This window comes from Kutzneria buriramensis, from assembly GCF_003387475.1.
Classification (GTDB): Bacteria; Actinomycetota; Actinomycetes; order Mycobacteriales; family Pseudonocardiaceae; genus Kutzneria; species Kutzneria buriramensis.
In genome coordinates this window covers 340,570-364,714 of sequence record NZ_QUNO01000008.1, presented here as the reverse complement: position 1 = coordinate 364,714, position 24,145 = coordinate 340,570, and the positions used below count along the sequence as shown (strand labels likewise).

Annotated in this window: 20 protein-coding genes; 11 read left to right on the top strand and 9 right to left on the bottom strand. The window is 70.1% G+C overall.

The features are described 5' to 3' along the window. Positions 1-133: 133 nt before the first annotated feature. From BCF44_RS25060 to BCF44_RS25035, 6 genes are all read right to left on the bottom strand, one after another. Positions 134-559: a hypothetical protein gene (locus tag BCF44_RS25060; RefSeq protein WP_147328621.1), complete on the bottom strand. Its 426-nt coding sequence runs from the start codon at positions 557-559 to the stop codon at positions 134-136. A gap of 47 nt (positions 560-606) precedes the next feature. Beyond that, positions 607-2,571 (bottom strand): polymorphic toxin-type HINT domain-containing protein, encoded by a 1,965-nt coding sequence (locus tag BCF44_RS25055; RefSeq protein ID WP_116176786.1) that lies wholly within the window; start codon positions 2,569-2,571, stop codon positions 607-609. 32 nt (positions 2,572-2,603) lie between these two features. Further along, on the bottom strand, positions 2,604-2,996 hold the full coding sequence (locus BCF44_RS25050) for a hypothetical protein (protein ID WP_116176785.1): 393 nt from the start codon (positions 2,994-2,996) through the stop codon (positions 2,604-2,606). 157 nt (positions 2,997-3,153) lie between these two features. Continuing rightward, the gene (locus tag BCF44_RS25045; RefSeq protein WP_116176784.1) at positions 3,154-3,858 is read right to left on the bottom strand and encodes an SDR family NAD(P)-dependent oxidoreductase; all 705 of its coding nucleotides are present in this window, start codon (positions 3,856-3,858) and stop codon (positions 3,154-3,156) included. Continuing rightward, positions 3,846-4,709, bottom strand: a complete 864-nt coding sequence (locus BCF44_RS25040) for a DMT family transporter (protein ID WP_116176783.1) — start codon at positions 4,707-4,709, stop codon at positions 3,846-3,848. Before BCF44_RS25040 ends, BCF44_RS25045 begins: the two co-directional genes overlap by 13 nt. Next, the gene (locus BCF44_RS25035) at positions 4,706-6,982 is read right to left on the bottom strand and encodes an MGDG synthase family glycosyltransferase (RefSeq protein ID WP_116176782.1); all 2,277 of its coding nucleotides are present in this window, start codon (positions 6,980-6,982) and stop codon (positions 4,706-4,708) included. Before BCF44_RS25035 ends, BCF44_RS25040 begins: the two co-directional genes overlap by 4 nt. 117 nt (positions 6,983-7,099) lie before the next feature. On the opposite strand from BCF44_RS25035, the gene mdlC reads away from it, so the two are divergent. The 3 genes from mdlC to BCF44_RS25020 all read left to right on the top strand — a co-directional run bounded on the left by mdlC (position 7,100) and on the right by BCF44_RS25020 (position 10,572). Then, on the top strand, positions 7,100-8,680 hold the full coding sequence (mdlC, locus tag BCF44_RS25030; protein ID WP_116176781.1) for a benzoylformate decarboxylase: 1,581 nt from the start codon (positions 7,100-7,102) through the stop codon (positions 8,678-8,680). A gap of 80 nt (positions 8,681-8,760) precedes the next feature. Then, entirely contained in the window at positions 8,761-10,095 is a 1,335-nt protein-coding gene (locus tag BCF44_RS25025; RefSeq protein ID WP_116176780.1) for a glycosyltransferase 87 family protein, read from the top strand. An 87-nt stretch (positions 10,096-10,182) separates the two neighbouring features. Continuing rightward, positions 10,183-10,572, top strand: a complete 390-nt coding sequence (locus BCF44_RS25020; protein WP_116176779.1) for a hypothetical protein — start codon at positions 10,183-10,185, stop codon at positions 10,570-10,572. A 309-nt stretch (positions 10,573-10,881) separates the two neighbouring features. Here BCF44_RS25020 and BCF44_RS25010 read toward each other — a convergent pair whose 3' ends face one another. After that, positions 10,882-12,015 carry a Glu/Leu/Phe/Val family dehydrogenase gene (locus BCF44_RS25010; protein WP_116176778.1) on the bottom strand — a complete coding sequence of 378 codons (1,134 nt, stop codon included), beginning with the start codon at positions 12,013-12,015 and terminating at the stop codon, positions 10,882-10,884. Positions 12,016-12,148: 133 nt separating this feature from the next. Here BCF44_RS25010 and BCF44_RS25005 point away from each other — a divergent pair, with 133 nt between their 5' ends. From BCF44_RS25005 to BCF44_RS24980, 6 genes are all read left to right on the top strand, one after another. Next, positions 12,149-13,705 (top strand): aldehyde dehydrogenase family protein, encoded by a 1,557-nt coding sequence (locus tag BCF44_RS25005; RefSeq protein WP_116176777.1) that lies wholly within the window; start codon positions 12,149-12,151, stop codon positions 13,703-13,705. Continuing rightward, positions 13,705-14,862: an acyl-CoA dehydrogenase family protein gene (locus tag BCF44_RS56805; protein ID WP_116176776.1), complete on the top strand. Its 1,158-nt coding sequence runs from the start codon at positions 13,705-13,707 to the stop codon at positions 14,860-14,862. The genes BCF44_RS25005 and BCF44_RS56805 overlap by 1 nt, the downstream gene beginning before the upstream one ends. Further along, positions 14,859-16,997 carry a thiamine pyrophosphate-dependent enzyme gene (locus BCF44_RS24995; protein WP_116176775.1) on the top strand — a complete coding sequence of 713 codons (2,139 nt, stop codon included), beginning with the start codon at positions 14,859-14,861 and terminating at the stop codon, positions 16,995-16,997. The genes BCF44_RS56805 and BCF44_RS24995 overlap by 4 nt, the downstream gene beginning before the upstream one ends. Positions 16,998-17,216: 219 nt before the next feature. Next, positions 17,217-18,428 carry a type III PLP-dependent enzyme gene (locus tag BCF44_RS24990; RefSeq protein WP_116176907.1) on the top strand — a complete coding sequence of 404 codons (1,212 nt, stop codon included), beginning with the start codon at positions 17,217-17,219 and terminating at the stop codon, positions 18,426-18,428. Between the two features lie 73 nt (positions 18,429-18,501). Further along, positions 18,502-18,885 (top strand): adenosylmethionine decarboxylase, encoded by a 384-nt coding sequence (speD, locus tag BCF44_RS24985; protein ID WP_116176774.1) that lies wholly within the window; start codon positions 18,502-18,504, stop codon positions 18,883-18,885. A gap of 44 nt (positions 18,886-18,929) precedes the next feature. After that, positions 18,930-19,793 (top strand): spermidine synthase, encoded by an 864-nt coding sequence (locus BCF44_RS24980; RefSeq protein WP_116176906.1) that lies wholly within the window; start codon positions 18,930-18,932, stop codon positions 19,791-19,793. Positions 19,794-19,900: 107 nt separating this feature from the next. Here the strand turns inward: BCF44_RS24980 and BCF44_RS24975 are convergent, their stop codons facing one another. Continuing rightward, on the bottom strand, positions 19,901-21,169 hold the full coding sequence (locus BCF44_RS24975) for an MFS transporter (RefSeq protein ID WP_246015520.1): 1,269 nt from the start codon (positions 21,167-21,169) through the stop codon (positions 19,901-19,903). 72 nt (positions 21,170-21,241) lie between these two features. Here BCF44_RS24975 and BCF44_RS24970 point away from each other — a divergent pair, with 72 nt between their 5' ends. Next, positions 21,242-22,228, top strand: coding sequence for a GlxA family transcriptional regulator (locus tag BCF44_RS24970; RefSeq protein WP_246015518.1), 987 nt, complete (start codon positions 21,242-21,244; stop codon positions 22,226-22,228). Here the strand turns inward: BCF44_RS24970 and BCF44_RS24965 are convergent. After that, positions 22,221-22,928: an SDR family oxidoreductase gene (locus tag BCF44_RS24965; RefSeq protein WP_116176903.1), complete on the bottom strand. Its 708-nt coding sequence runs from the start codon at positions 22,926-22,928 to the stop codon at positions 22,221-22,223. The two genes, BCF44_RS24970 and BCF44_RS24965, sit on opposite strands and share 8 nt — an antisense overlap. Positions 22,929-22,989: 61 nt before the next feature. Here BCF44_RS24965 and BCF44_RS24960 point away from each other — a divergent pair, with 61 nt between their 5' ends. Then, positions 22,990-24,129, top strand: a complete 1,140-nt coding sequence (locus BCF44_RS24960) for a permease (RefSeq protein ID WP_116176773.1) — start codon at positions 22,990-22,992, stop codon at positions 24,127-24,129. The last annotated feature ends 16 nt before the right edge of the window (positions 24,130-24,145 follow it).

The following is a 24,145-nucleotide window of genomic DNA, read 5'->3' as shown; positions in this document are numbered from 1 at the left end:
AGCGAGAAGTGATCAGGACCGCCCGGTCGACGGCAAAGAAGTGCCGGCATGACCGTGTGGCCGACAATCTCAACTGTCGGCCACACGCTCACAGCTCTAGGGCCATCAGTCGTCACGGTTCAACCGAATCAGATCACGAGAGATCTCCAAAGTCAGCTATGGATTCTCCCATAATCCCACAGTACTCGCCAACGACCGACTTGACGGCAGCCAGCAGCCGAACATAGTACACCTCAACATCCTCATGCCGAGCCGCACCGAACGCCCGTTCATAATTCTTCCACGCATCGTATATCGACTTGGAAAGCTCACCACTCCAGGCACGGATCGCGGAGAGCTCCGCAGGACCCTTGCCGCCGCCGGCCCCATTTCCGTACCACACGTTGAAACGCGCGTATGCGGCCAAGTAAAGACCGACAGCTTCGGTGATGTCGTTACCGACGATGTCGTTGGAAAGCACCGACACCGCGAGATTGACGACAAGAACCTTCGTCGGCCCCGCCAGCTCGCTCGGTCCGTGCCACACCGGAGGACCATCCGGGTCGAAGAAGTCTCGCATGGCAGCCATCCTAGATCACCGAAACTCCACTCGAAACACACCCACGCTCAGCCACCGTACCCGGTCTCGAATACCCCCTTGTTGATATTCCACAGCCACGTCATACCCTCGCTCGTCGTGTAAGGAGCATCGCTGTAGCCGCCGGCCCGAAGCACACTGCACACGTAGGCGACACAACTGTTCGTCTCAAGATCGTAGCGGCCGACGTTCGGCTTCCTCAGCTGAATTTTGACGAAGTCACGCGCCATTTCAGGGTCCTTCAGCTCCATTCGGAACGTCATGGTGTCCGGGTGCAGAGTGCCCGAGAACGGACGAACCTTCGCAATGTTCGTACCCACAAGTTCCGAGTGAATATTGAAGGGTTCTCCCTCGACGTTGCCCGAGATTTGAATGGACGCGTGCCCCGGTTCCAGGTGAACCAGCGCAGTACCGGAAGTCTCGGGGCAGTTGTGAACGAGCAGAGCCTCCGTACCGGTCATAATCCGATACGTGTGGACCTGATCAACTGTCAAGTTGTAGGTCCGTATGGATCCGTTATAGCGGTGGCTAGCCTCAACCGCCGCGCGTCCACCGTCCTGCGTGTCGAGCTGGTCGCCGATGCGGAGGTCACCCGCCGAAGTCCACGAGTGCGTGGTCGCATCCCAGAACAGGTGGTAGGCGGTCACCGTGATGGTGCTCGTGCCCGACGACGTCTGGACGGTCAGGTCGACGAAGTCGCTGTCGCCGTCGGTGACGTGCGTGGCCATGACGGCGTGGGTCTGCACCTTGCCGGTGTCGGGGTCCTTGTTGGTGATCCGGTCACCGACGCGGACGTCCTGGATCGGCTTGGTGGAACCGTCGGCCATGAGAACGGCGGTGCCGGCGGCGAAGCTGTTGCAGCCATCGGACTTGGCCGGACTCTGCTCGGGAGCGGCTTCGGGAGCGGCTTCGGGGGCGGGCTCGGGTTCGGAGGCGGAGGAGCCGCCGCCTCCGCCGCTGTCCTCGCCGGCAGCGGCGCCGGCGCCTTCGAGGGAACTGGCATCGCCGGCGGCTTCCTCAGCTATGTCGGCTGCGGCAAGGCCGGCGGCACCAGCGGCTGCTGCTGCGCCGATCAGTTCACCACCAGCAGCGACGGCGGCTCCGATCAGCATGCCGGTACCGCCCCACAGCGCACCCTCGGTCGCACCTGCGGCGACAAAGACAAGGCAGGTGCCTGCGGTCGCGATGGCGCAGGCGACGGTCGCCGCGACGGCCACCACAGTGACCACCGCGATGAAGACCGTCATTTGCTTTTCGATCTGGCAGCCGACGTCGTACCAACTGCACTCGGAGCGCTCGGGCTGCGGGGCGACGTTTTGTGTCGGCGTGGTGGTCGGTTGGTTTCCGCCAGCACCCTTCTGCCCGTGCGACGCGTCGTACGCGCCCTGGTTCCACGTGTCGTGATACGTGCCCGTCGCGTTGTTGTAGGTCTCGCAGGAGCTGCCGTCGTCGGTGCACCCTGCCCTCCCCGTCGTCGCCAGACCGCTCGGGTCGGACCCGGAGATCGGCGTGTTCTTGGCGTACGAATAGCCGTTCATCGCCTGCGGATCGCCGGTATCCAGCAAGGGGTCGGCCTGGGTGAAGCGGCCGGTGGTGGAGTCGTAGCCACGAGCGCCGAGCTGGGTCAGGCCGCTGGTGTCCTGGACGCCGTTCACGAAGCCGTGACGGTCGGGCCACGTGCCGACGACACCGCGGGCGTCACCGAACGGATCCTGACGACGCTGGGTGACAGCAAGGTCACCAGCATTCACGGAGGCGTAAGTGGTGCCCTGGTGATCGGCGAGGCACCAACTGAGCCCGGTCACCGAGCCACGCTCGGCGACCTTCTGGCCGTTGAAGGTGTAGGTACGGATACCGGTCGGGAAGCGGCTTCCGGGGGCCAGGTGCAGCTCCAGGTCACCGATCGACAGGGTGGTGCCGGTCGAGTCCCGAGTGATCAGGCGGTGCCCGCCGGCGTCGTTGACGTACGGGCAATGCGCATCACCTGCCGGCATTGCGCCGAGGAATCGGGCTGGGACGCGGCCGCCTACTGCGGCCGGACGGGCTCGGCGGGACCGGTGGCGAGCGCCAGGCGCACCAGGTCGAGGTCCAGCCTCGGCACGCTGAGTTCGAAGTCGCCCTGGCCGGTGGACAGCAGGCACTTGGCGAAGTGGCCGAAGACGGGCACCCTGCCGCCGGTCTCGTGCAGCTCGAACGGGCCGGTCAGCTGCATCGGCCCGCCGGGACCACGCCAGGTGACCGGCTCCCCCTGCGTCAGGATCAGCCGTCCGCCGGCCACCGCGCCCCGCCCGCCGATGTCCTCGATTCGCTGGAGCAGCGCCGAAACCGTGAACCCGACGCCGTTGCGGAAGTCCTCGAGGTCGCGCTCCGGCCTGGCCTTCCGGAGCAGCAGCCGGTTCAGCAGGGTGTTCGTCCCCATCGATCGACGCACGCGCGCAGACACCATCCACTCCGTCTCACGGATTTCCCCCCTTGCGCGAGCGCGCAAAGCTCCAGCAGAGGCTGCAGGAGCGTGACCCGTCGGCGGAAGCGACCGAACAGCGCAATCCTGCCAACGATACGGACATTTACGGCGATCAGCCGAAGCGGCGCTGGAGGGTGCGGACCATAGCGGGGAAGGCGCCGTTGAGACGGGCGGGGAAGCGGAGCCAGGAGGGGACGAAGATCTCGGCACGGTTGTGTTCGACGGCGGCGACGAGGGCCTCGGCGACGGCGACGGGAGGGATGGGGCGTGGGCGGCGGCGGGTGTACGGGGCGCCCCGGCGCTCGAAGAACGGGGTGTCGATCACGCCGGGATGGACGACGGTGACGCCGATGGGGCGGGATTCGAGGCGGAGGGCGTCGGCGAAAGCCTTGAGGGCGGCCTTGGTGGCGGAGTAGACGGCCTCGTCGGCCACGCCCATGGCGCCGGCGATGGACGAGACGAGCACGACGTGCCCACGGTCGCGGGCGATCATGCCGGGGAGGACGGCGCGCACCAACTCCAGCTGGGACACCAGGTTCAGACCCACGAGCTCGGTGATCTTGGCGGCGGGCATGGCGGCGAAAGGGCCGGCGTAGCCGAGACCGGCGTTGCACACGAGGAGGTCGACGTCGCCGGCCCAGGACACGAGGGGCTCGACGCCATCGACAAGATCACAGGCGAACGACGAGGGCCCGGTGATGGTGCGACTCGTACGGAGCACGGTGGCGCCCTTGGCGGCGAGGACGTCGGCGGTGGCGGCGCCGATCCCGGACGAAGCGCCGGTGACAAGGGCACGCATCCCGGTCACCGCTGACATTCGGCCTCCTTGGCGGCGGCCTGCGGGGCCCGCCGACTCAGCACGAAGACGCCGCCGGACAGGGCGGCCAGCGCGAGGACCTGCCCGACGATGGGGCCCGGCCCGCTGCGCAATGCCTCGCCGAGCCACATGATGCCGATGCCGATGCCGACGAGCGGGTCGAGGATGGTGATCACGGCGAGGGCGGGCGCCAATGCCCGTTCCGCCTGAAAGGCGTTCTGGCTCAACAGGAATCCGACGGGACCACACACGGCGACGGCGTAGATCGGCCAGTGGGTGAGCATGACGAGGATGCCCTGCGACAGCTCCTCGGCGGCGAGCTTGGCCAGCCCGGCGCTGACGCCGTAGAGCACGCCGGCGGCCACGGCCAGCGCCAGCGCCCGGGTGTTGCCGGGACGATGTGCCGCCACGGCAAGGCAGATCGCCAGAATAGCGGCCAGGCCGATGGCGAGCGGCAGCACCGCGCCGAGGGTCATCTCCTGGCTGTCGCCGGTCGGCTGGGCGACCAGGAGAAACGCGGCGAGGCCGGCGACGCACAGCCCGGCGCCGAGCAACACGACCCGGTCGAAGGAACCGGAGAACAGCACCCCGAACAGCAGACCGGTGACGAGCAGGGGTTGCACTAACACCAGCGGCCCGGTGGTGAGGGCGACCCACTGCAATATGACGCCGAAAGCGTTGGCCACCAAGGACAACAGCCACACCCGCTGCTGCGCGAGGTCGACGAGCAGCCCCGGCTGCAACGCGTCCCGCTGCCGCACCTGCTGCGTCGCCCGGTGCTGCAACGCGCTGGTGAGGCCGAAGAAGGCGGCACCCCCGACGGCGGCGGGGACGGCGACCAACAGGTTCATGGCGTCCTGCCCGAGAACTCCCGCAACGCGTCGTCCATCCGCGAAGCGAGCGCCGGCCCGTCGGCCGCGCCGCCGCTGGTCACGCAGACGGTCACATGTCGTCCCCAGGTCAACGCGCCCCACGCGATGGGGACGCCCTCGGCGAGTGGGAGGACCGCGTACGCGGCCTCGATCACCTCGCCGCCCAACGTGACCTTCCACCGCGGCCCCGGAATCACGGACGCGATGGCACCGAACCACCGCGACTGGTACACCAGCCGCGCCAACAGCCGGTGCGCGGGCGCCGGCAGCAACCCGATCAGCCGCACGACGAAATTCGCCGCCTCGGGCGCGCCGGACTCGACGCCATCCCTCACCGCCTCACGCACAAGCTCCAGGCACCGCAACGGATCCGTCTCCCGAACGGGCAGGTCGACGGACACCGCCCCGGTCCAGTTGCCGGCGGCGCGCAGGGTGTCGGTGCCACGCAGCGACCACGGCACCATCACCCGCAGCTGATCCCCTTGATACGCAAGGGCAAACATCGCCAGCAGCAACTCCGTCGGCGTCGCGCCGAGAGCACGGGCGGTGGCGCGAACCTCGGCGCCGGGCAGCTTGACCAAGCCATGCCGACGAGTCGACCCGAACTTGCGGCCACGCGGCACGGAACCGGCACGCGCCAGCGCGAGCAAACCCTTGAGCCGCAACCGAGGCAGCTTGTGGCTGACCTGATGCCCGGCGGGACTGGTCCACGCCCGCCCCTTGCCGTCGGTGCCGGCCAACAGCCCCCGGAGCACGGCAACGCCGTCACCGAGGGCGTGGTGCAGCTTGAACAGCACCGCCGGCGTCTCCCCGCGCACGATCAACGCCACCGCGGTCGCGCCGACCGGCAGCGGCTCGGCGTAGAAGGTGTCCACGGCGTCCCGCAACGGAATGTCCACTTCGGACACCAGCGCCTTGGTGTCCACGGACTCGTCCTGTTCCCACCGCGGCCGCCGCAGCCACGACCCTGGATCGACGTGCCCGCGCACGCCGTGCATGGCGTCCAGCATGCCGGCGACGTCGGCGACGGTGACGTCACCGGACATCTCCAGCACAGAGCCGACATGCTGCGGCACCTGTGGCGTCGTGATGTGCACGAACAGCGAGTCCTCGGCGGACAGCACCCGCCCGAGCCGCTCGGGACGCGTCGAGTTCAGCGCGACCAGGCCATCCTCGACCAGCCGCTCGGCGGCCTGCTTCAGCGCCAGCCGCTCCATCGCGGCCAGCCGCGGCTGGTCGCGGACGGCCGCCGCCAGCTCGCCGTCCCGTTCGCACACCACGGCGATGCCGGCGTCGGCCATGAGCCGCGCGTTGGCCCGCCCGTGAGCCGCGATCGGCCGGTGCATCAGCACCGGCCGACCGACCGCGAGGGCTTCCAGCGAGGTGGCGCCGCCGGCATTGGTGACCACCACGTCCGCGGCCACCATGAGCGTCGACATCTGGTCGGTCCACCCGAGCACCCGAACCCGCGAATCGTCGCCGATCGCGGCCCCGATCCGGGCCCGCAACCGCTCGTTGCGCCCGCAGACCACCACGACCACGCCGTCCGGGTTGCCGACCAGCAGCTCCTTGACGGTGTCCTCGGACCGGCCGAAACCCAGCGACCCGCAGGCCACCAGCGAGACGAACTTGTCCTGGGGCAGCTCCAACTCGACGCGCGCGGCCGCGCGATCACCCGGTTGGAAGACCTCGTCGGCGGTCGGCGCGGAGATCGCCACCGTCGCGCCGGGCGCGCTGCGCGCCGCCACCGGCACGGCGACCTCGTGCATCACCAGGTTGAGGTCGATGCCCTGGTACACCCAGAACGGGTGCGGCGCGAAGTCCGACACCCACGCGCCGATCGGCGCCTCCAGCCCGCGGTGCCGGCGCAGCCAGTCCAGGCCGGCGGTGCCGAGCGGGTAGGTGGACAGGACCAGGTCCGGCTGGATCCGGTCGATCTGGGTGGCCAGCCGCCGGCCGGCCCATTCGCCGACGAACCGCTTGGACGCCTTCGCGAACCACCGGTGGCGCCACACCGAGTCGTAGAAGAACTCGTACAGCCAGGGGGTTCGCTCCACGTTGGTGACGTAGATCCGGCGGAACGCCGGCCCCACGCCCCGGCCCATCACGTCGAGCGTGTCCAGCCAGTGTGTCGTCGCGTCGGGCCACAGCCGGCCGGCGGCCGCGCGGAGCGCACGGCCGGTGGCGTTGTGGCCCTCACCCATGTCGGCGGACAGAATCAGGATCCGTCGTGGCGTCGCCGAGTCCAGCACAGTGATCAGCTTGACTCACCCGGGCCCGCCGCGCCACACGACTTATCGGATGATGTCGATCTCCGGTCACGCTACCGGGTGACCATCTGGTGACCGACCGTGATTACACTGCCGCCCATGGGGTCTGTCCGGGATGTGACGCGGGATCTGCTGCGGAGTTGGGGCTGCACAACGGTGTTCGGCAACCCCGGTTCCACCGAGCTGCCGTTCCTGGCGGACTGGCCGGACGACTTCCGCTACGTGCTGGGGCTGCACGAATCGTCGGTGGTCGCGATGGCCGACGGGTACGCCCAGTTCAGCGGCCGGCCGGCCGTGGTCAACCTGCACTCGTCCGGCGGTGTCGGCCACGGCCTGGGCAGCCTGGTGACGGCGTTCCGCAACCGCACGCCGCTGCTGGTGATCGCCGGCCAGCAGGCGCGGTCGCTGCTCAACGGGGAACCGTTCCTGGGTGCGATCGACGCGCCGGAGTTCCCCCGTCCGTACGTGAAGTGGAGCGCCCAGCCGGCGCGGGCGGCGGACGTGCCGGCGGCACTGGCACGAGCGCTGCACATGGCCACTCAGCCGCCACAGGGTCCCGTTTTCGTGTCAGTGCCGGTGGACGACTGGGACCAGCCCGGAGTTGACGTTCCGTCACGTCCGCAGGTCACCGGCTTCGCGCCCGACCGGGACGCCGTCGCGGCGCTCGCGGCGGCCCTGGACGCCAGCGAGCGGCCGGCGATCGTGTTCGGGGCGTCGGTGGACGCGGACGACGCCGTCGAGGACGCCATCACGCTGGCCGAGCGCACCAACGCGGCGGTGTGGGCGTCGCCGATGTCGTCGCGCTGTTCCTTCCCCGAGGACCATCCGCTGTTCGCGGGCTTCCTGCCGCCGGCCGACCGGCAGCTGCGGCTGACGTTGCAGGCCTACGACCGCGTGCTGGTCATCGGCGCGCCCGCGTTCGTCTACCACGTCGAAACCCCTGCCGACGGGCCGGAACTGCCGCCGCTGCACCTCGTGCACGACGACCCGACAGCCCTGTCCTGGGCGCCGGCCGGCGCCGGGCTGTTGTCGACACCCGGACGGGCGATTCGCGCCCTGAACGCCCTGGTGGCGCCGGCTTCCCGGCCCGCACCGTCACCTCGGCCGCAAGCGGCGGCCCCGGCGGCGACGGTGCCGATGACCGGCGCGTACGTGCTGGCCGCGGTGCGGCGGGCACTGCCGGCCGACGGCGTGATCGTCGAGGAGGTCCCGAGCCACCGCAACGACCTGCGCGAACACCTGCCGATCACGGCGCGTGGCCGAGGGTTCTTCACCATCGCCAGCGGCGTGCTCGGCTACGGGCTGCCCGGCGCGGTCGGCGTGTCGCTGGCCGCCCCGGAGCGGCCGGTGATCGCGGTCGTCGGCGACGGCTCGGCGATGTACGGCATCCAGGCGCTGTGGACCGCCGCCAAGGAGCACGCGCCGGTGACGTTCGTCGTGCTGGACAACACCCAGTACGGGGCGCTGCGGTCGATGGCCGACAGCGCCGGCGTGGCCAAGGTGCCCGGCGTCGACCTGGGCGGGCTGGACTTCTGCGCGCTGGCCGCGGGCATGGGGTGCCGGTCACGTCTGGTGGAGCATCCGTCGGAACTGGACGAGGCGCTGGCCGCCGCCGTTCGGTCCACCGAGCCCGCTGTCCTGCATGTTCGGGTCGATCCGGGGTACTCGCCACTGTATTAGCGGCCCGTGTTACCTTGGATCGTATCCCCGAACTGGCTGGTCAAGCGCCCGGTCGTGGGCATTTTTCACGAAGGAGCGCAGTGTCGGACGTGCAGACCAAGCGAGGGTTCTGGGCCCGCGTCGCTGACTCCTTCCTGCCCAGGTCGACCGAGGACGCGCCGACGCTGGCGGTGCCGGCGTGGCTGCGCCGGGCGACGCCGTGGGTGATCGTCGCGGTGATCGCCTGGTTCGTGGTGTGCAGCCTGATCTGGCCGGTCGGCATGTGGTTCCAGGTCGACCTGGAGGTGTACCGGGCCGGCGGGCTGACCGTGCTGGACGGGCGCTCGCTGTACGACCACCCGCTGGTGGCCAGCCTCATGTTCACGTACACGCCGTTCGCGGCGATCATCTTCGCGCCGCTGGCGCTGCTGCCGCTGGGCACCATCACCACCACCGTGTACACGATCATCACCGTGCTCCTGCTGCTGTTCGCGGTGGCGCGGTGCTGGCGGTGGCTGGGGTTCAAGCGGGACCGCGCGGTGGTGGGCGTCGTGCTGCTGTGCACCGCCCTGGCGCTGATGTTCGAGCCGGTGCGGACCACGCTGTACCTGGGCCAGATCAACGTGCTGCTGCTGGCGATCGTCGTCGGCGACCTACTGCGCACCCGCAAGTCGTCCTGGACCGGTGTCGGCGTGGGTATCGCCGCCGGCATCAAGCTGACGCCGCTGGTGTTCATCCCGTACCTGCTGCTGACCAGGCAGTTCAAGGCCGCCGGCGTGGCGATGGCCAGCTTCGTGGGCACCATCGCGCTGGGGTTCGTCCTCAAGCCGAAGGACGCGTACAGCTACTGGATCGGCGGCAAGTTCGGCGAGGTCTCCCGGGTTGGTGACGTGTGGTCCCCCGGCAACCAGACGCTGCGCGGCTTCCTCGCCCGGCTGGTGTCGCCGCCCGAAGCCACCCAGAACATCTGGGTCGTCGGGGCCGCGGTCATCGGCGTGCTCGGCTTCGCCGCCGCCGTCGTCGCCCACCGCCGCGGCGAGGAGCTGCTCGCCGTCAGCGTCGTCGGGCTGCTGTCCACCGCGGTGTCGCCGTACTCGTGGTCGCACCACTGGGTGTGGTTCGTGCCGCTGTTCATCTTCGCGCTGCACCGGGCCCTGACCACCCGCAAGGCGTCCATGTGGGTGCTCACCGCGTACGTGTTCATCACCGCGTTCGCGTGGCCGGTGGGCTTCCCCGTGCACGATCCGGGGGCGCGGGCCGCCACCGGCATCTGGGCCATCGACTGGGCCGGCGACGTCGTCACCCGCAACGAGTACGTCATCTGCTTCCTGGTGACGGCCGTGTTCACGCTGGTGCATCTGCGCCGGTCGAAGGCCGTGGCGTCAGCCGACGGGGTGATCGACAACCTCGATCGGCGTGCCCAGCCGGTAAAGTAGCGGTCAAGCCCGGCACACGGGCCGCGAGGCGCTGGCCCGCGAAGGGTTCGGATAGCCCATGGCATTCGAACCCTTTGGGGCACAACCATGTTCGCGGTTCCCGGCCGGCTTCCCGACGGCACTCGCGTCGTCACCACCATCCGCCACGACCGGCGCGCGCGGATGGCCACCATCCGCCTCGCCGACATCCCGCCGTTCACCGTCGTCGTGCGCGGCCAGCACCTCGCCGACCTGAGCGAGGCCCTCCGCGAGGGCGACAGCCTCGGCGTGCCCTGCCGGCACGCCGTGCACGGCGACTGGCTGCTCGGCGTGCACCCGCACCAGTGGTGGGTCAACCCGCACGCCGCGCGCCTGCCGATGGAGCTCTACCTGCTGCTGCCCGACGATCAGCAGCTGGTGGTCGTGTTCACGCCGGAGGAAGTCGACCAGCTGCTGTTCGCACTGCCGGACCTCGAGCTTCTCGGAGCCGACCAGTGAGCACGTACGCGGTCATCGTCGAACGCGCCGATGACGGTGGTTACGGCGCGTGGTCTCCCGACCTGCCCGGCTGTGTGGCCCTGGGCGATACCCCCCGAGGAGACCTTGCAGGAAATGCGGGAAGCCATCCGCAGCCACCTTCAGGTCATGCGCGAATCGGGCGAAGCGATGCCCCGCCCGAGCACCGTCGTCGCCACCACCGTCGAAGCAGCCTGACTCCTTGGCCCTGTCGGTCCCGATTTCTGCCTGAAACCTACATTCGTTCTGTCTGTGAGCGCGACTCGCCGGGGTGGGGGTTGACCAGGTCGATTAGGGGAGGGCGGGCGTCGCAGTGTGAGACACCCGGCCGCGGAGCTCCATGGCGGTGCGGACGCGGGATTCGGCCAGGGACCTGGCGGCGGCGTGGGTGGTGACATCGGTGCTGGCGGCCACCTCCACGACGGTGGTGGCGTTGGCGCGGAGCTTGCTGGAGATGGTGGCGTAGATGGCGGCGGGGTCGGGGCGGAAGGCGGAGTGTCGGGCGTCCATGGCGAAGGCCGCGGCGACGACCCCGCCGGCGTTGGCGATGAAGTCGGGCAGCACGGTGATGCCCCGGGCGGCCAACACCTCCTGGGCCGCCGAGGACGTAGGCATGTTGGCGCCCTCGACGACGACCGAGGCGGTGATCCGGCCGGCGAGGGAGTCGTCGATGACGTCCTGCAACGCGCACGGAACCAGCACGTCGGTGGGCACCAGCAACTCCGCGCCGAGGGCCAGCTGCGAACCACCGGAGTACTCCACGACGGCCGCGTCACCGGGCACCGCCAGCAGGCGATCGACGTCCAACCCGGCGGGATCGTGCACGGCGCCCAGAGCGGAGGAAACGGCGACGACGGTGGCGCCGAGCTCGGCGTAGCGACGAGCGGCGGCGCGGCCGACGGCGCCGAAGCCCTGGATGGCGACCCGCTTGCCGGACAGCGGCACCACGGCGTCGGTGGCCTCGGCGACGCCGTAGCCGGTGACGCCGAGCTCGTCGTACGGCACCCCGCCCAGCTCGGCGGGGGTGCCGACGGCGGCGCCGCGGTCCCGGAGTTCGTCCTGCACGATGGCGGCGTCCCGCTCCGTCAGTCCCATGTCGAGGCCGACGACGTACTCGGACGGGATCTCGTTGGACAGCAGCCGAACGAACGCCCGCAGCGCGGCCTCCTTGTCCGGCGACGACGGGTCGAACCGGATGCCGGCCTTGGCCCCGCCGAAGAACAGGTCGACGCCGGCCCACTTCCACGTCATGACCCGCGCCAGCCGCGCCACCTCACCGACGGTCAGCGTGGCGCTCATCCGCGTCCCGCCCTTGCCCATGCCCCGCGCGGTGTTGTCGATCACCAGCACCCCGCGCATGCCGGTCCGCGTGTCGGACACGCAGACGACCTTCTCCGGGCCCCACTCGTCCATCAGCTCGAACATGGCCCCACGCTAGCGACATGCAGGAGGAAAAGGCCTCTGGGATCCAAGGACCAGCAATGCTGCACCTCGCCACCAACAGCCCGTGGGCTCCCGGAGTTGGCGGACGACCGGTGGGTTGGCCAAGGTAGACGTCATGCAGCACAAGTGCGTCTCCGTCGTCGCCGGCGCCCCCGACCAGCGGGCCAGCAGCGTCGTCCGCTCCCACAACCCCGCCGACCTCGACGACGTGGTGGCGGAGGTGTCCCTGGCCGGCCCGGAGACCTTCGTCGACGCGGCGCGGGCCGCCCGCGGGGCGCAGGCCGACTGGGCGGCTATCCCCGCCCCGGTCCGCGGCCAGGTCATCGCCCGGCTGGGCCGCCTGGTCGAGGCCAACAAGGAGGCCCTGGCCCGGCTGATCACCCGCGAGATCGGCAAGCCGTACGCGGAGTCGCTGGGCGAGGTGCAGGAGATCGTCGACACCTGCGACTTCTTTCTCGGCGAGGGCCGCCGCCTCTACGGCCAGACGGTGCCGAGCGAGATGCCGGACAAGCAGCTGTTCACCTTCCGCGTGCCGGTCGGCGTGACGGCGATCATCACGGCCGCGAACTTCCCGGCGGCGGTGCCGTCCTGGTACCTCGTGCCGGCGCTGCTGTGCGGCAACACCGTGGTGTGGAAGCCGGCGGAGCTCTCCGCGGCGGTCGGCCAGGCGCTGGCCGAGCTGATCTGGCACGCCGGCGTGCCGCTGGGCGTCCTCAACCTCGTGCAGGCCGACGGCAAGGCGACCTTCGCCGGCCTGGAGCAGGCACTCTCCGCCGGCGTGGTGGACAAGGTCGGCTTCACCGGCTCGACCGAGGTCGGTCGGGCGATCAGCGAGCTGTGCGGGCGCTACCTGCAGGCCCCGTGCCTCGAGCTCGGCGGCAAGAACCCGCTGGTCGTGATGGCCGACGCCGACCTGGACCTGGCCGTCGAGGGCGCCCTGTTCAGCGGCTTCGGCTCCGCCGGCCAGCGCTGCACGTCGCTGGGCACGGTGTTCGTGCAGCGCGAGGTGCACGACGAGTTCCTGCGCCGCTTCACCGCGGCGGTGGAGAGCGCGGTCATCGGCGACCCGAGCCAGGGCGTCCTGTACGGCCCGCTGATCGACGTCCGCTACGCGGAGCGCTTCGAACGGTACCTGGAGCTGGTCCGGCCGCACCACCTCGTGCACGGCTCGACCGGCATCGGCCGGATCACGGATGCCAATCCCCGCAAGGGTTTCGTCGGCCAGGCCGACCGAGGGGTCTATGTGCACCCGATGATCGTGGACGGCATCACCGCGCAGGACGAGCTGTACCGCACCGAGACCTTCGGCCCGCTGGTCGGCGTCGGCACCTTCGACACCTTCGACGAGGCGGTCGAACTCGCGAACGGCCACGGGTACGGCCTGTCGGCGGCGATCTACACCACCAATGCCAGCAACGCATTCCGGTTCCGCGAGCGCTGCCGGGCCGGCATGGTGAGCGTGAACAACTCGACCTCGGGCGCGGAGGCTCATCTGCCGTTCGGCGGAAACGGCTTGTCCGGCAACGGAAGCCGGCAGTCCGGCGTGTGGGTGCTGGACCAGTTCACCCGCTGGCAGTCGATGAACTGGGACTACGCCGGCAAGCTCCAGAAGGCGCAGATGGACATGGTCGAGCTGCCGGCCGCCGAGCTCGACTTCCGGCTGGAGGATTGATGGACCCGATCGATCTCCTCGGCGTCGCCGACGGCTTCTCCGACGAGGAGCGGCTGATCCGGGACACGGTAAGGGACTTCGTCGACGCGAAGGTGCGGCCCAACGTCGGCCGCTGGTTCGCCGACGGCACGTTCCCCCGCGAGCTGGCGCCGGAACTGGGCGAGTTGGGCCTGTTCGGCATGCACCTGCAGGGCTACGGCTGCGCCGGCGCCAGCGCGACGGCGTACGGCATCGCGTGCATGGAGCTGGAGGCCGTGGACAGCGGGCTGCGCAGCTTCGTCTCCGTGCAGGGATCCCTTGCCATGACGGCGATCCACAAGTTCGGCTCGGAGGACCAGAAGCAGCAGTGGCTGCCGAAGATGGCCACCGGCGAGGTGATCGGCTGCTTCGGCCTGACCGAGCCGGACTTCGGCAGCAACCCGGCCGGCATGCGCACCACCGCCCGTGAGGTCAACGGTGAATGGATCCTCAACGGCAGCAAGCTGTGGATCACCAACGGCGGCATCGCGGACGTCGCCGTCGTCTGGGCGCGCACCGAGGACCGCATCCGCGGCTTCCTGGTTCCCCGTGGCACCAAGGGTTTCACCACCCGGGACATCAAGGACAAGTTGTCGCTACGGGCATCCGTGACGTCGGAGCTGATCCTGGAGGACTGCGTCCTGCCGGCCGACGCGGTGCTGCCGGAGAGCCGCGGTGTCGGCGCTCCCCTGTCGTGCCTGAACGAGGCGAGGTTCGGCATCCTGTGGGGCGCGGTCGGCGCGGCCCGCGACTGCTACGCGACGGCCCTGGACTACGCCAAGACGCGCGTGCAGTTCGACCGGCCGATCGCCGGCTTCCAGCTCACCCAGGAGAAGCTGGTGGGCATGGTGCTGGAGCTGGAGAAGGCGTTCCTCGCCGCGGTGCACATCGGACGGCTCAAGGACGCCGGCAAGTGCCGGGCCGAGCACGTCAGCTTCGGCAAGCTGAACAACGTGCGGGCCGCGCTGGACATCGCCCGCACGGCGCGGACGATCCTGGCCGCCAGCGGCATCACCACCGAGTACTCGGTGCTGCGGCACGCGAACAACCTGGAGTCGGTGCTGACCTACGAGGGCACCAGCGAGATCCACACACTGGTGCTCGGCCAGGCCATCACCGGGATCGGTGCGTACCGTTGACGGAGCAGGTCGACGAGCACTTCGTCGCGTCGGTACGGGCGCTGGCGCCCGGCCGGCGGCCGCTGGCGCCGGTCGGGCCGCAGCTGCTGGAGCTGTTCGACGCGCAGCTCGGCAGCCGGCACCTGGACCTCGCCGCGCGCGAGTTCCGGGCACGCGGCCTGGGCTACTACACCATCGGCTCGTCCGGTCACGAGGGCAACGCGGCCGTGGCGGCGGCGTTGCGGCCCACCGATCCGGCGCTGCTGCACTACCGCTCCGGCGCGTTCTACCTGGAACGGATGCGGCAGCTCGGCCGCAACGGGCTGTTGGATGTGCTGCTGGGCATGATGGCCGCCACCGATGAGCCGATCGCCGGCGGCCGGCACAAGGTGTTCGGCCATCACGACGCGGCGATCATCCCCCAGACGTCCACGATCGCCTCGCATCTGCCCCGCGCGCTGGGCGTCGCGTTCGCCATCGACCGCGCCCGCAAGCTCGGCGTGCCGTCGAAATGGGCGCCGGACGCGATCACCGTGTGCAGCTTCGGCGATGCCTCCGCCAACCATTCGACGGCGGCCGGTTCGATCAACGCTGCCGTCTACACGGCCTATCAAGGGCTGCCCGTGCCGTTGCTGTTCGTCTGCGAGGACAACGGTCTCGGCATCAGCGTGCCGACGCCGCAGGGCTGGATCGCCACCGCGTACGGCTCGCGGCCGGGGCTGCGCTACTTCCACGCCAGCGGTTTCGACCTCGTGCAGACGCGCGAGGTCGCCACGGAGGCGGCGGAATACGTGCGGCGGCACCGGAAGCCGGCGTTCCTGCACCTGTCCACCGTGCGGCTCATGGGACACGCCGGTTCGGACGCCGAGGTGGCGTACCGGAGCAGTGCCGACATCATCGATGGCCTGGCGCGGGATCCGGTGCTGGGCACCGCGGAAACCCTGGTGGCCGCCGGGATCCTGACGCCCGCCGACGTGCTCGAGCGGTACGAGGCGAAGCGCCAGGAGGTCCGAGAGCTGGCCGAGGACGCGTCCGGACGGCCGCAGTTGGACAGTGCGAAGGCGGTCATGGCGCCGCTGGCTCCACGCCGGCCCGCCCTCGTCGCGTCCCGCATCGAACCGCTCACCTGGGACGAACCGGCGACGTTCGCGCAAGCCGTCAACCGGACCCTCGCGCAGCTGCTGGGCCGGCACCCGGGGCTGTGCGTGTTCGGCGAGGACGTCGCGCGCAAGGGCGGCGTCTACGGCGTCACCCGGGGCCTGCAGAAGCTGGCCGGGGCCGGTCGGGTGTTCGACACCCTGCTCGACGAGCAGTCCGTGCTGGGGCTGGGCCTCGGGCTCGGCGTCTCCGGCCTGCTGCCCGTCGCCGAGATCCAGTACCTGGCGTACCTGCACAATGCCGTCGACCAGCTCCGCGGCGAGGGCGCGTCGCTGCCGTTCTTCTCGCAGGGGCAGTACCGGAACCCGATGGTCGTGCGGATCGCCGGCTACGCGTACCAGAAGGGATTCGGCGGCCATTTCCACAACGACAACGCCGTCGCGGCGCTGCGGGACATCCCCGGGCTGGTGATCGCCTCTCCGTCCCGGCCGGACGACGCCGCCGCCATGCTGCGCACCTGCGTCACCGCCGCCGACGTCGACGGCACGCTGTCGGTGTTCCTGGAACCCATTGCGCTGTACCACACCCGCGACCTGCATTCCGAGGGCGACGGCGGCTGGCTCGCGCCCGCGCCGACCGAGCACGTGCCGATCGGCCGCGGGCGCACCCACGGCGACGGCACGGACCTCACCCTGGTCAGCTTCGGCAACGGCGTCCGGATGAGCCTGCGCGTAGCCCGTCGGCTGGCCGCCGACGGAATCTCCTGCCGCGTGCTCGACTTGCGCTGGCTCGCCCCGCTGCCGGTCGAGGATCTGCTCCGCGAGGCCGCCGCGACCGGCCGCGTGCTCGTCGTCGACGAGACCCGCCGCACCGGCGGCGTCGCCGAGGGCGTCATCACCGCGCTGGGCGACGAAGGTTTCACCGGGATCGTCCAACGGGTGGCGAGCGAGGACAGCTTCATCCCGCTCGGTGATGCGGCGCGCACCGTCCTGTTGTCCGAGGACGACATCCATGACGCCGCAACTTCCCTTGCCGCACAACCATTGCACACGTTCTAGTTGCGAGTGGTTCATCCGGACGGACCGGAGTGTGAGGGGTGACACCCGGACCGGATTGCCCCACTTGGGGGTGATGGTCGCCAACAGGCCCGTCGAGGCCTTACCATGACTCGCCGCGATGCGCAGCGCATCGTGACCACCCAAGCGGCGAACGGGTCGACGCACACACTGACCCGAGAATGGTAGGTACGTAGCGGAATGGGACAGAGCCTCGCCGTCATGGCGCCGCAGCCGACAGAAACGGTCGACACGGCGACACCTCCGCCGACAGCGGTGGAGCTGACCGGGGCGATAGCCCGTATCCGCGAGTACCTCGAGCGGGAGAAGCCCGCCACCCCGTGTCTGGTCATCGACCTGGCGACGATCCGCGAGCGCTACCAGCAGCTCGCGGCGGCCTTCGACGGCGCGGGGCTGTACTACGCCGTCAAGGCCAATCCGGCGCGGGAAGTGGTGCGCCTCCTGGTGGAGCTGGGCGCGCGCTTCGACGTCGCCAGCCCGCCGGAGATCGACCTGTGCCTGGCCGAGGGCGCCCGTCCGGAGCACATCTCGTACGGCAACACGATCAAGAAGCGAGCCGACATCGGCTACGCCTACGCACGCGGTGTGCGGCTGTTCACCACGGACAGCGACACGGACCTGGAGACCATCGCCGAGATGGCCCCGGGCGCGTCGGTGTTCTGCCGGATCGTGCTGGCCGACACCGGTTCGCTGACGCCGTTCGGCCACAAGTTCGGCTGCGCCCCGGACCTGGCCACCCGACTCCTCGCGCGGGCCCCGGAACTGGGCCTGACGCCGGCGGGTGTGTCTTTCCACGTCGGCTCGCAGCAGCTGGATCCGCGCGCCTGGGACGCGGCGATCGAGCAGGCCGGGGAGATCACCGCGAAGCTCGCGGCCGAGGGCGTCGAGCTGGGCATGCTCAACATCGGCGGCGGCCTGCCCGGCAACTACACACGCCCCGCGCCGCCGCTGGCCGACTTCGCCACGGCGATCACCGCTTCCGTGGAAAGGCATTTCGCCGCGCCGCCGCGGCTGGTGCTGGAGCCGGGCCGGTTCCTGGTCTCCGACGCCGGCCTGCTGCGCTCCGAGGTGGTGCTGGTCTCCCGCAAGTCCACTGTGGACGACAAGCGCTGGGTGTACCTGGACGTGGGCCGGTACAACGGCTTGGCGGAGACTGAGAACGAGTACATCACCTATCTGCTGGCCACGCCACGCCAGGAGAATTCGGGCAGCGAAGGTGAGACCGGACCGGTCTATCTCGCCGGTCCGACCTGCGACGGCGACGATGTGCTGTACCAGCACAACGTCTACCGCCTGCCGATGAGTCTGCGACCCGGCGACGCGCTGGACTTCCTCAATACCGGCGCCTACACGGCGAGCTACTCCTCCATAGCGTTCAACGGTTTCGCGCCGCTGCCCACGCACTGCATCTGAGCAGCGACGACCCCTTTTTGCGTGCAGACCTCGCCGGAGGTCTGTTCTCACCTGGAACAGTAGGGAGTGATAGATGACCGGAGTACTGGGCTCGGTGCAGACCGTCGGGTCGTTCACCGGACAGCACGTCCTCGCCGAGATGGAAGGCATCGACGCCGACCTCCTCAACGACGAGGCCCTGTTGCGCGACATCCTGACCAGCGTGCTCGACCAGGCCGGGGCGACCGTGTTGGACGTGACCTCCAAGCGGTTCGAGCCGCAGGGAGTGACCGTGCTGGCGCTGCTGTCGGAGTCGCACGCCTCGCTGCACACCTACCCAGAGATCGGGTCGGTCTTCGTCGACGTCTTCACCTGCGGCCACCGGGCCAAACCCGAGGTCGCGGTGCAGCTGCTCGCCGAGGCGCTGCGCACCCCCGTCGTGCACGCGAAGACCATCCGCCGCGGCAAGGACGACTGACTTCCCTTGCCAGACAAGCAGATTGTGAGAAGCAAGTGACCACGATGGAACGAACCAGCCAGATCCACGAGCCGGTGGGCCACGGCCTGACCCGGGTCTGGGACCTGCACGAGGTGCTTTTTGAGGGCGACACCGCCTTCCAGCACGTCGTCATCGCCCGCACCGAGCAGGGCGTGTCGCTGTTCTGCGACAACGACCGGCAGAGCACCGAGTTCAGCCAGCTGACCTATCACGAGGCGCTGATGGTGCCGGCGCTGCTGCTGGCCGACAAGGTGGAGTCGGTGCTGGTGGTCGGCTCCAGCGAGGGCGTCGTGTGCCAGATGGCCGTGGCCGCGGGCGCGACCCGCGTCGACCACGTGGACATCGACACCCAGGCCGTGAAGCTCTGCGCCGAGCACCTGCCGTACGGCTACACCACCGAGGAGCTCGCCCGCGCCGAGCGCGGCGACGGCCCGGTGCGCGTGCACTACGCCGACGGCTGGCAGTACCTGGTGGACGCGGCCAACGGCGACCAGCGGTACGACATCGTGCTGGTCGACCTGCCCGACGAGCGGGAGGAGGAGGCGCAGCACAACCGCCTGTACGGCGTGGAGTTCCTGACCATGTGCAAGGCCGTCCTCGCCCCGGGCGGCGTGGTCGTCACGCAGGCCGGCTGCCAGACCATGTGGCGCAACCAGACTTTGCTCACGTCGTGGCGGCGGTTCACCGAGGTGTTCGGCACCACCGCGTACTACGGCTCGGACGAGCACGAGTGGGCCTACCTGTTCGGCCGGGCGGACGAGGTCGCGGACCCGACCGCCCTGATGCAGTCCCGGCTGCCGGCCAGCGGCTACCGCCCGGTCTCCATCGACGCCGAGGCCCTCGCCGGCAACTCGGTGCCCCCCTACCGGGTCCGCCACCAGTCCTGACGACAACCCCCGCGAGTCGCGCTCTGGGAACCACCGAATGCAGGTTTCAGGCACATGTGCCTGAAACCTGCATTCGGTGTGCCTGAGCGCGCGACTCGCGGGGGGTTTCAGGCGGCCAGTGCGGGTTCAGGGGCCGTCACCCGGCGGCGGGTGGCGAGCATGAGCAGTGACAGCACGGCGGCGCCGCAGCTGAGGATGCCGGCGATGTACCAGGCGAGGTCGTAGTTGCCGAGCTGGTCCCGCACGATGCCGGCGGCCACGGCGGCGAAGGCGGCGCCGACCTGGTGCGAGGCGAACACCCAGCCGAACACGATGGGCCCGGTGCTGACCCCGTAGTACTTCCGGCACAGCGCCACGGTCGGCGGCACGGTGGCGACCCAGTCCAGGCCGTAGAACACGATGAACACCAGCATGCTGGGGTGGGTGGTGCCGGCGAACAGGCTGGGCAGCGCGAACAGGGACAGCCCGCGCAGGCCGTAGTACGCGCCGAGCAGCACCCGCGAGTCGAGGCGGTCGGTCAGCCAGCCGGAGAAGATGGTGCCGACGATGTCGAACACGCCGACCAGGGCCAGCAGCGACGCGGCGGCGGTCTCCCCCATGCCGTGATCCATCGCGGCCGGGATGAAGTGGGTGCCGACGAGCCCGTTGGTGGTGGCCCCGCAGATGGCGAAACCGGCGGCGAGCAGCCAGAAGTTACGGGTGCGCGCGGCGGCGAACAGCACCTCGACGGCCCGTCGACCGGCGCTGACGGTGATCACCGGCCGTACCGACGGCTTGGTGGCGCCGAGAGCCAGCAGCCCGACGTCCTCGGGACGGTCCCGCAGCAGCCATGCCACCAGCGGCACCACGACCAGCGCGGCCCCGGCGACGGTCAGCGCCGCCGCCCGCCAGCCGACGTTGCCGGCGATGGACGCCAGCACCGGCAGGAACACCAGCTGGCCGGCCGCGCTGCCGGCGGTGAGCACGCCGGTGACGACGCCCCGGTGCTTGACGAACCACGCGCTGGTCACGGTGGCCACGAACGCCAGTGCCATGGAGCCGGTGCCCAGACCGACGAGCACTCCCCAACACAGGATGAGCTCCCAGCTGGACGTCATGAACACGGTCAGCCCGCTGCCGGCGGCCACCACCAGCAGCGCGACGGACACCACCCGCCGGATGCCGAAGCGTTCCATCAGCGCGGCCGCGAACGGTGAAGTGAGCCCGAACAGGGCGAGGTTGACGGAGACGGCGGCCGAGATGGTGCCCATCGACCAGCCGAACTCGTCGTGCAGGGGATTCATCAGCACGCCCGGCGTCGCGCGGAATCCGGCCGCGCCGACCAGCGCGACGAAGGTGACGGCGGCGACCAGCCAGGCCCGATGCAGCTTGAACACGAGGAGCAATGCTGGTCGACGGCGACCACTCTTTCGAGTGGCCCGGGGGTCACTATGTGCAAGAATCGGGCCATGCTGATAGAGAAGGCGGCGACGCATCGGGTGGTGGTCCTCGCGCTGGACGGCGTCGTGGCCTTCGACATGAGCATCGCGTCCCGGGTGTTCACCTCGGCGTCGCTGGCCTCGGGCCGGCCGCTGTACGAGACGCTGACCTGCACGCTCGACGGCGGCCCGGTCCGCACGACCGCCGGCTTCAGCCTGCTCCCCGACCACGGCCCGGAGATCCTCGCGACCGCCGACACGCTGGTCATCCCCGGCCCGTACGAGGGCCCGCTGATGGAGACGCGCGTGCTGCCGCCGGAGCTCAAGGCGGCTCTGGACACCGTGCCGGCGCACACCCGCTGGGTGTCGATCTGCACGGGCGCGTTCGTGCTCGCGGCCGCCGGCCTGCTGGACGGCCGCACCGCGACCACCCACTGGATCCACGCCGACGACCTCGCCGAACTGCACCCGAACGTGCGCGTCAACCCGGACGTGCTGTTCGTCGACGACGGCAAGGTGCTGACCTCGGCCGGCGCTGCCGCCGGCATCGACCTGTGCCTGCACATCGTCCGCACCGACCACGGCAGCGAGGTCGCCAACCACGCGGCGCGTCGGGTGGTCGTGCCGGCATGGCGGGACGGCGGGCAGCGGCAATTCATCGAACGGCCGGTGCCGCAGGTCGCCGACGCCGGCACGTCGGCGACCCGCCAGTGGATGTCCGAGCACCTGGACCAGCCGGTCGACCTGCGCCGGCTGGCCGGGCACGCCCAGATGAGCGTGCGCACCTTCACCCGCCGGTTCCGCGAGGAGACCGGCCTCAGCCCCGGCCAGTGGCTGCTGCGCGAGCGCGTGGAACGGGCCCGGCAGCTGCTGGAGTCCACCGACCTGTCGGTCGAGCGGATCGCCCGCGACGCCGGCTTCGGCACCACCGCCTCGCTGCGCCAGCACCTGTCAGCGGCTGTGGGTGTCTCACCGTTGGCCTACCGAAAGAGCTTCACTTGCCAGCGTCCTATTTGAATGGGTCCTGCCCGACCGGCCTGATCACGATCTCGTTGACGTCCACAGTGGACGGCTGGGCCAGCGCGTAGAGCACCGCCCGGGCGATGTCGGCGGGCTCCAGCTTCGGATCGGCCTTGCGGTCGGCCGGGATCGCCTCGGTGTCGACCAGGCCCGGCTGGATGATCGTCACGCGCACGCCGGTGCCGACGCATTCGGCGCGGATCGCCTGCGCCAGGCCGGTGACGGCCCACTTCGTCGCCGAGTACAGGCTGCCGGGCCGCACGCCGCGGCCGGACGCGGAGCCGGTGAGCACCAGGTGCCCGCCGCTGCGGACCAGCGCCGGCAGCGCGGCGCGGGCGGTGTAGGCGGGGCCGCACACATTGGTGACGACCATTTCCCGCCACCGCGAAGGATCCTCGCCGCCGGTCCCGAGAAACGAGGTGCCCACACTGCTGCCGGCGTTGGCGAACACGGCGTCGAGGCGGCCGAACGTCGCCTCGACGTGCTCCACCGCACCGCTGACCGAGTCCCAGTCGCCGACGTCACACGGCAGGGCCAGCACCCGGTCGGGGCCGCCGAGGGAAGCGGCGAAGTCGGTCAGCCGGTCGACGCCGCGGGCGGTCAGGACCAGGCGGTATCCCGCCCGCGCGGCGGCGGCCGCGGTGGCGGCGCCCAGCCCGCTGGAGCCGCCGGTGATCAGCAGCACTGGATCGTTCATGAAGCCCACCCTAGAGGTTCACCCCACTGGCGAAATTACCCCCAGGGGGTATGCTCGCCGCATGTTCATCGTGGATGCGTTGGCCATGGCGGGCTCCATGACGTGGGAGATACTCTGGGCGCTGATCCTGGGTTTCGCCCTGTCGGCGGTGGTACAGGCGGTGGTGCGACGGTCCACTGTGGTCAGACTGCTCGGCGACGACTCGCCCCGGTCGCTGACCATCGCGGCCGGCCTCGGCGCCGCGTCCTCCTCGTGCTCGTACGCCGCGGTCGCGCTGGCCCGCGCCCTGTTCCGCAAGGGCGCGAACTTCACCGCCGCGATGGCGTTCGAGATCGCCTCCACCAACCTGGTGGTGGAGCTGGGCGTGATCCTGGCGCTGCTGCTGGGCTGGCAGTTCACGGTGGCCGAGTTCGTCGGCGGCCCGATCATGATCGTGCTGCTCGCCCTGCTGTTCCGGCTGTTCCTGCGCTCGCAGCTCGTCGCCAAGGCGCGCGAGCAGGCCGACAAGGGCATCGCCGGCTCGATGGAGGGCCACGCGGCGATGGACATGTCGCTCAACGGCCGGAAGTTGTTGTCCCGTGAGGGTTTCACCGCGGTCTCGCACGTGTTCGTGATGGAGTGGGCGGCGATCCTGCGGGACCTGGTCATCGGCCTGCTGATCGCCGGGGCGGTCGCGGCCTGGGTGCCCGACGACTTCTGGCGCGGCTTCTTCCTGGCCGGGCACCCGGTGCTGAGCGCGATCTGGGGGCCGATCATCGGCCCGGTGGTGGCGATCCTCAGCTTCGTCTGCTCCATCGGCAACGTGCCGCTGGCGGCGGTGCTGTGGACCGGCGGCATCAGCTTCGGCGGCGTGGTCGCGTTCGTCTTCGCGGACCTGATGATCCTGCCGATCCTCACCATCTACCGGAAGTACTACGGCACCCGGATGGCGCTGCTGGTGTTCGGCACCTTCTATGCCGCCGCGGTCGGCGCCGGTTACCTGGTGGAGCTGCTGTTCGGCGTCACCGGCCTGACCCCGACCGACCGCTCGGCGCGGGTGGTCGAGGCCGGCATCTCGTGGAACTACACGACATGGCTGAACATCGTGTTCCTGGCGCTCGGGGCGGTGCTGGTGGTCCGGTTCTTCCGCAGCGGCGGCCGGGACATGCTGCGCATGATGGGCGGCGCGCCCGACGACCACGCCGATCACCACCACATGTGACCTCCGTCGGTCCCGG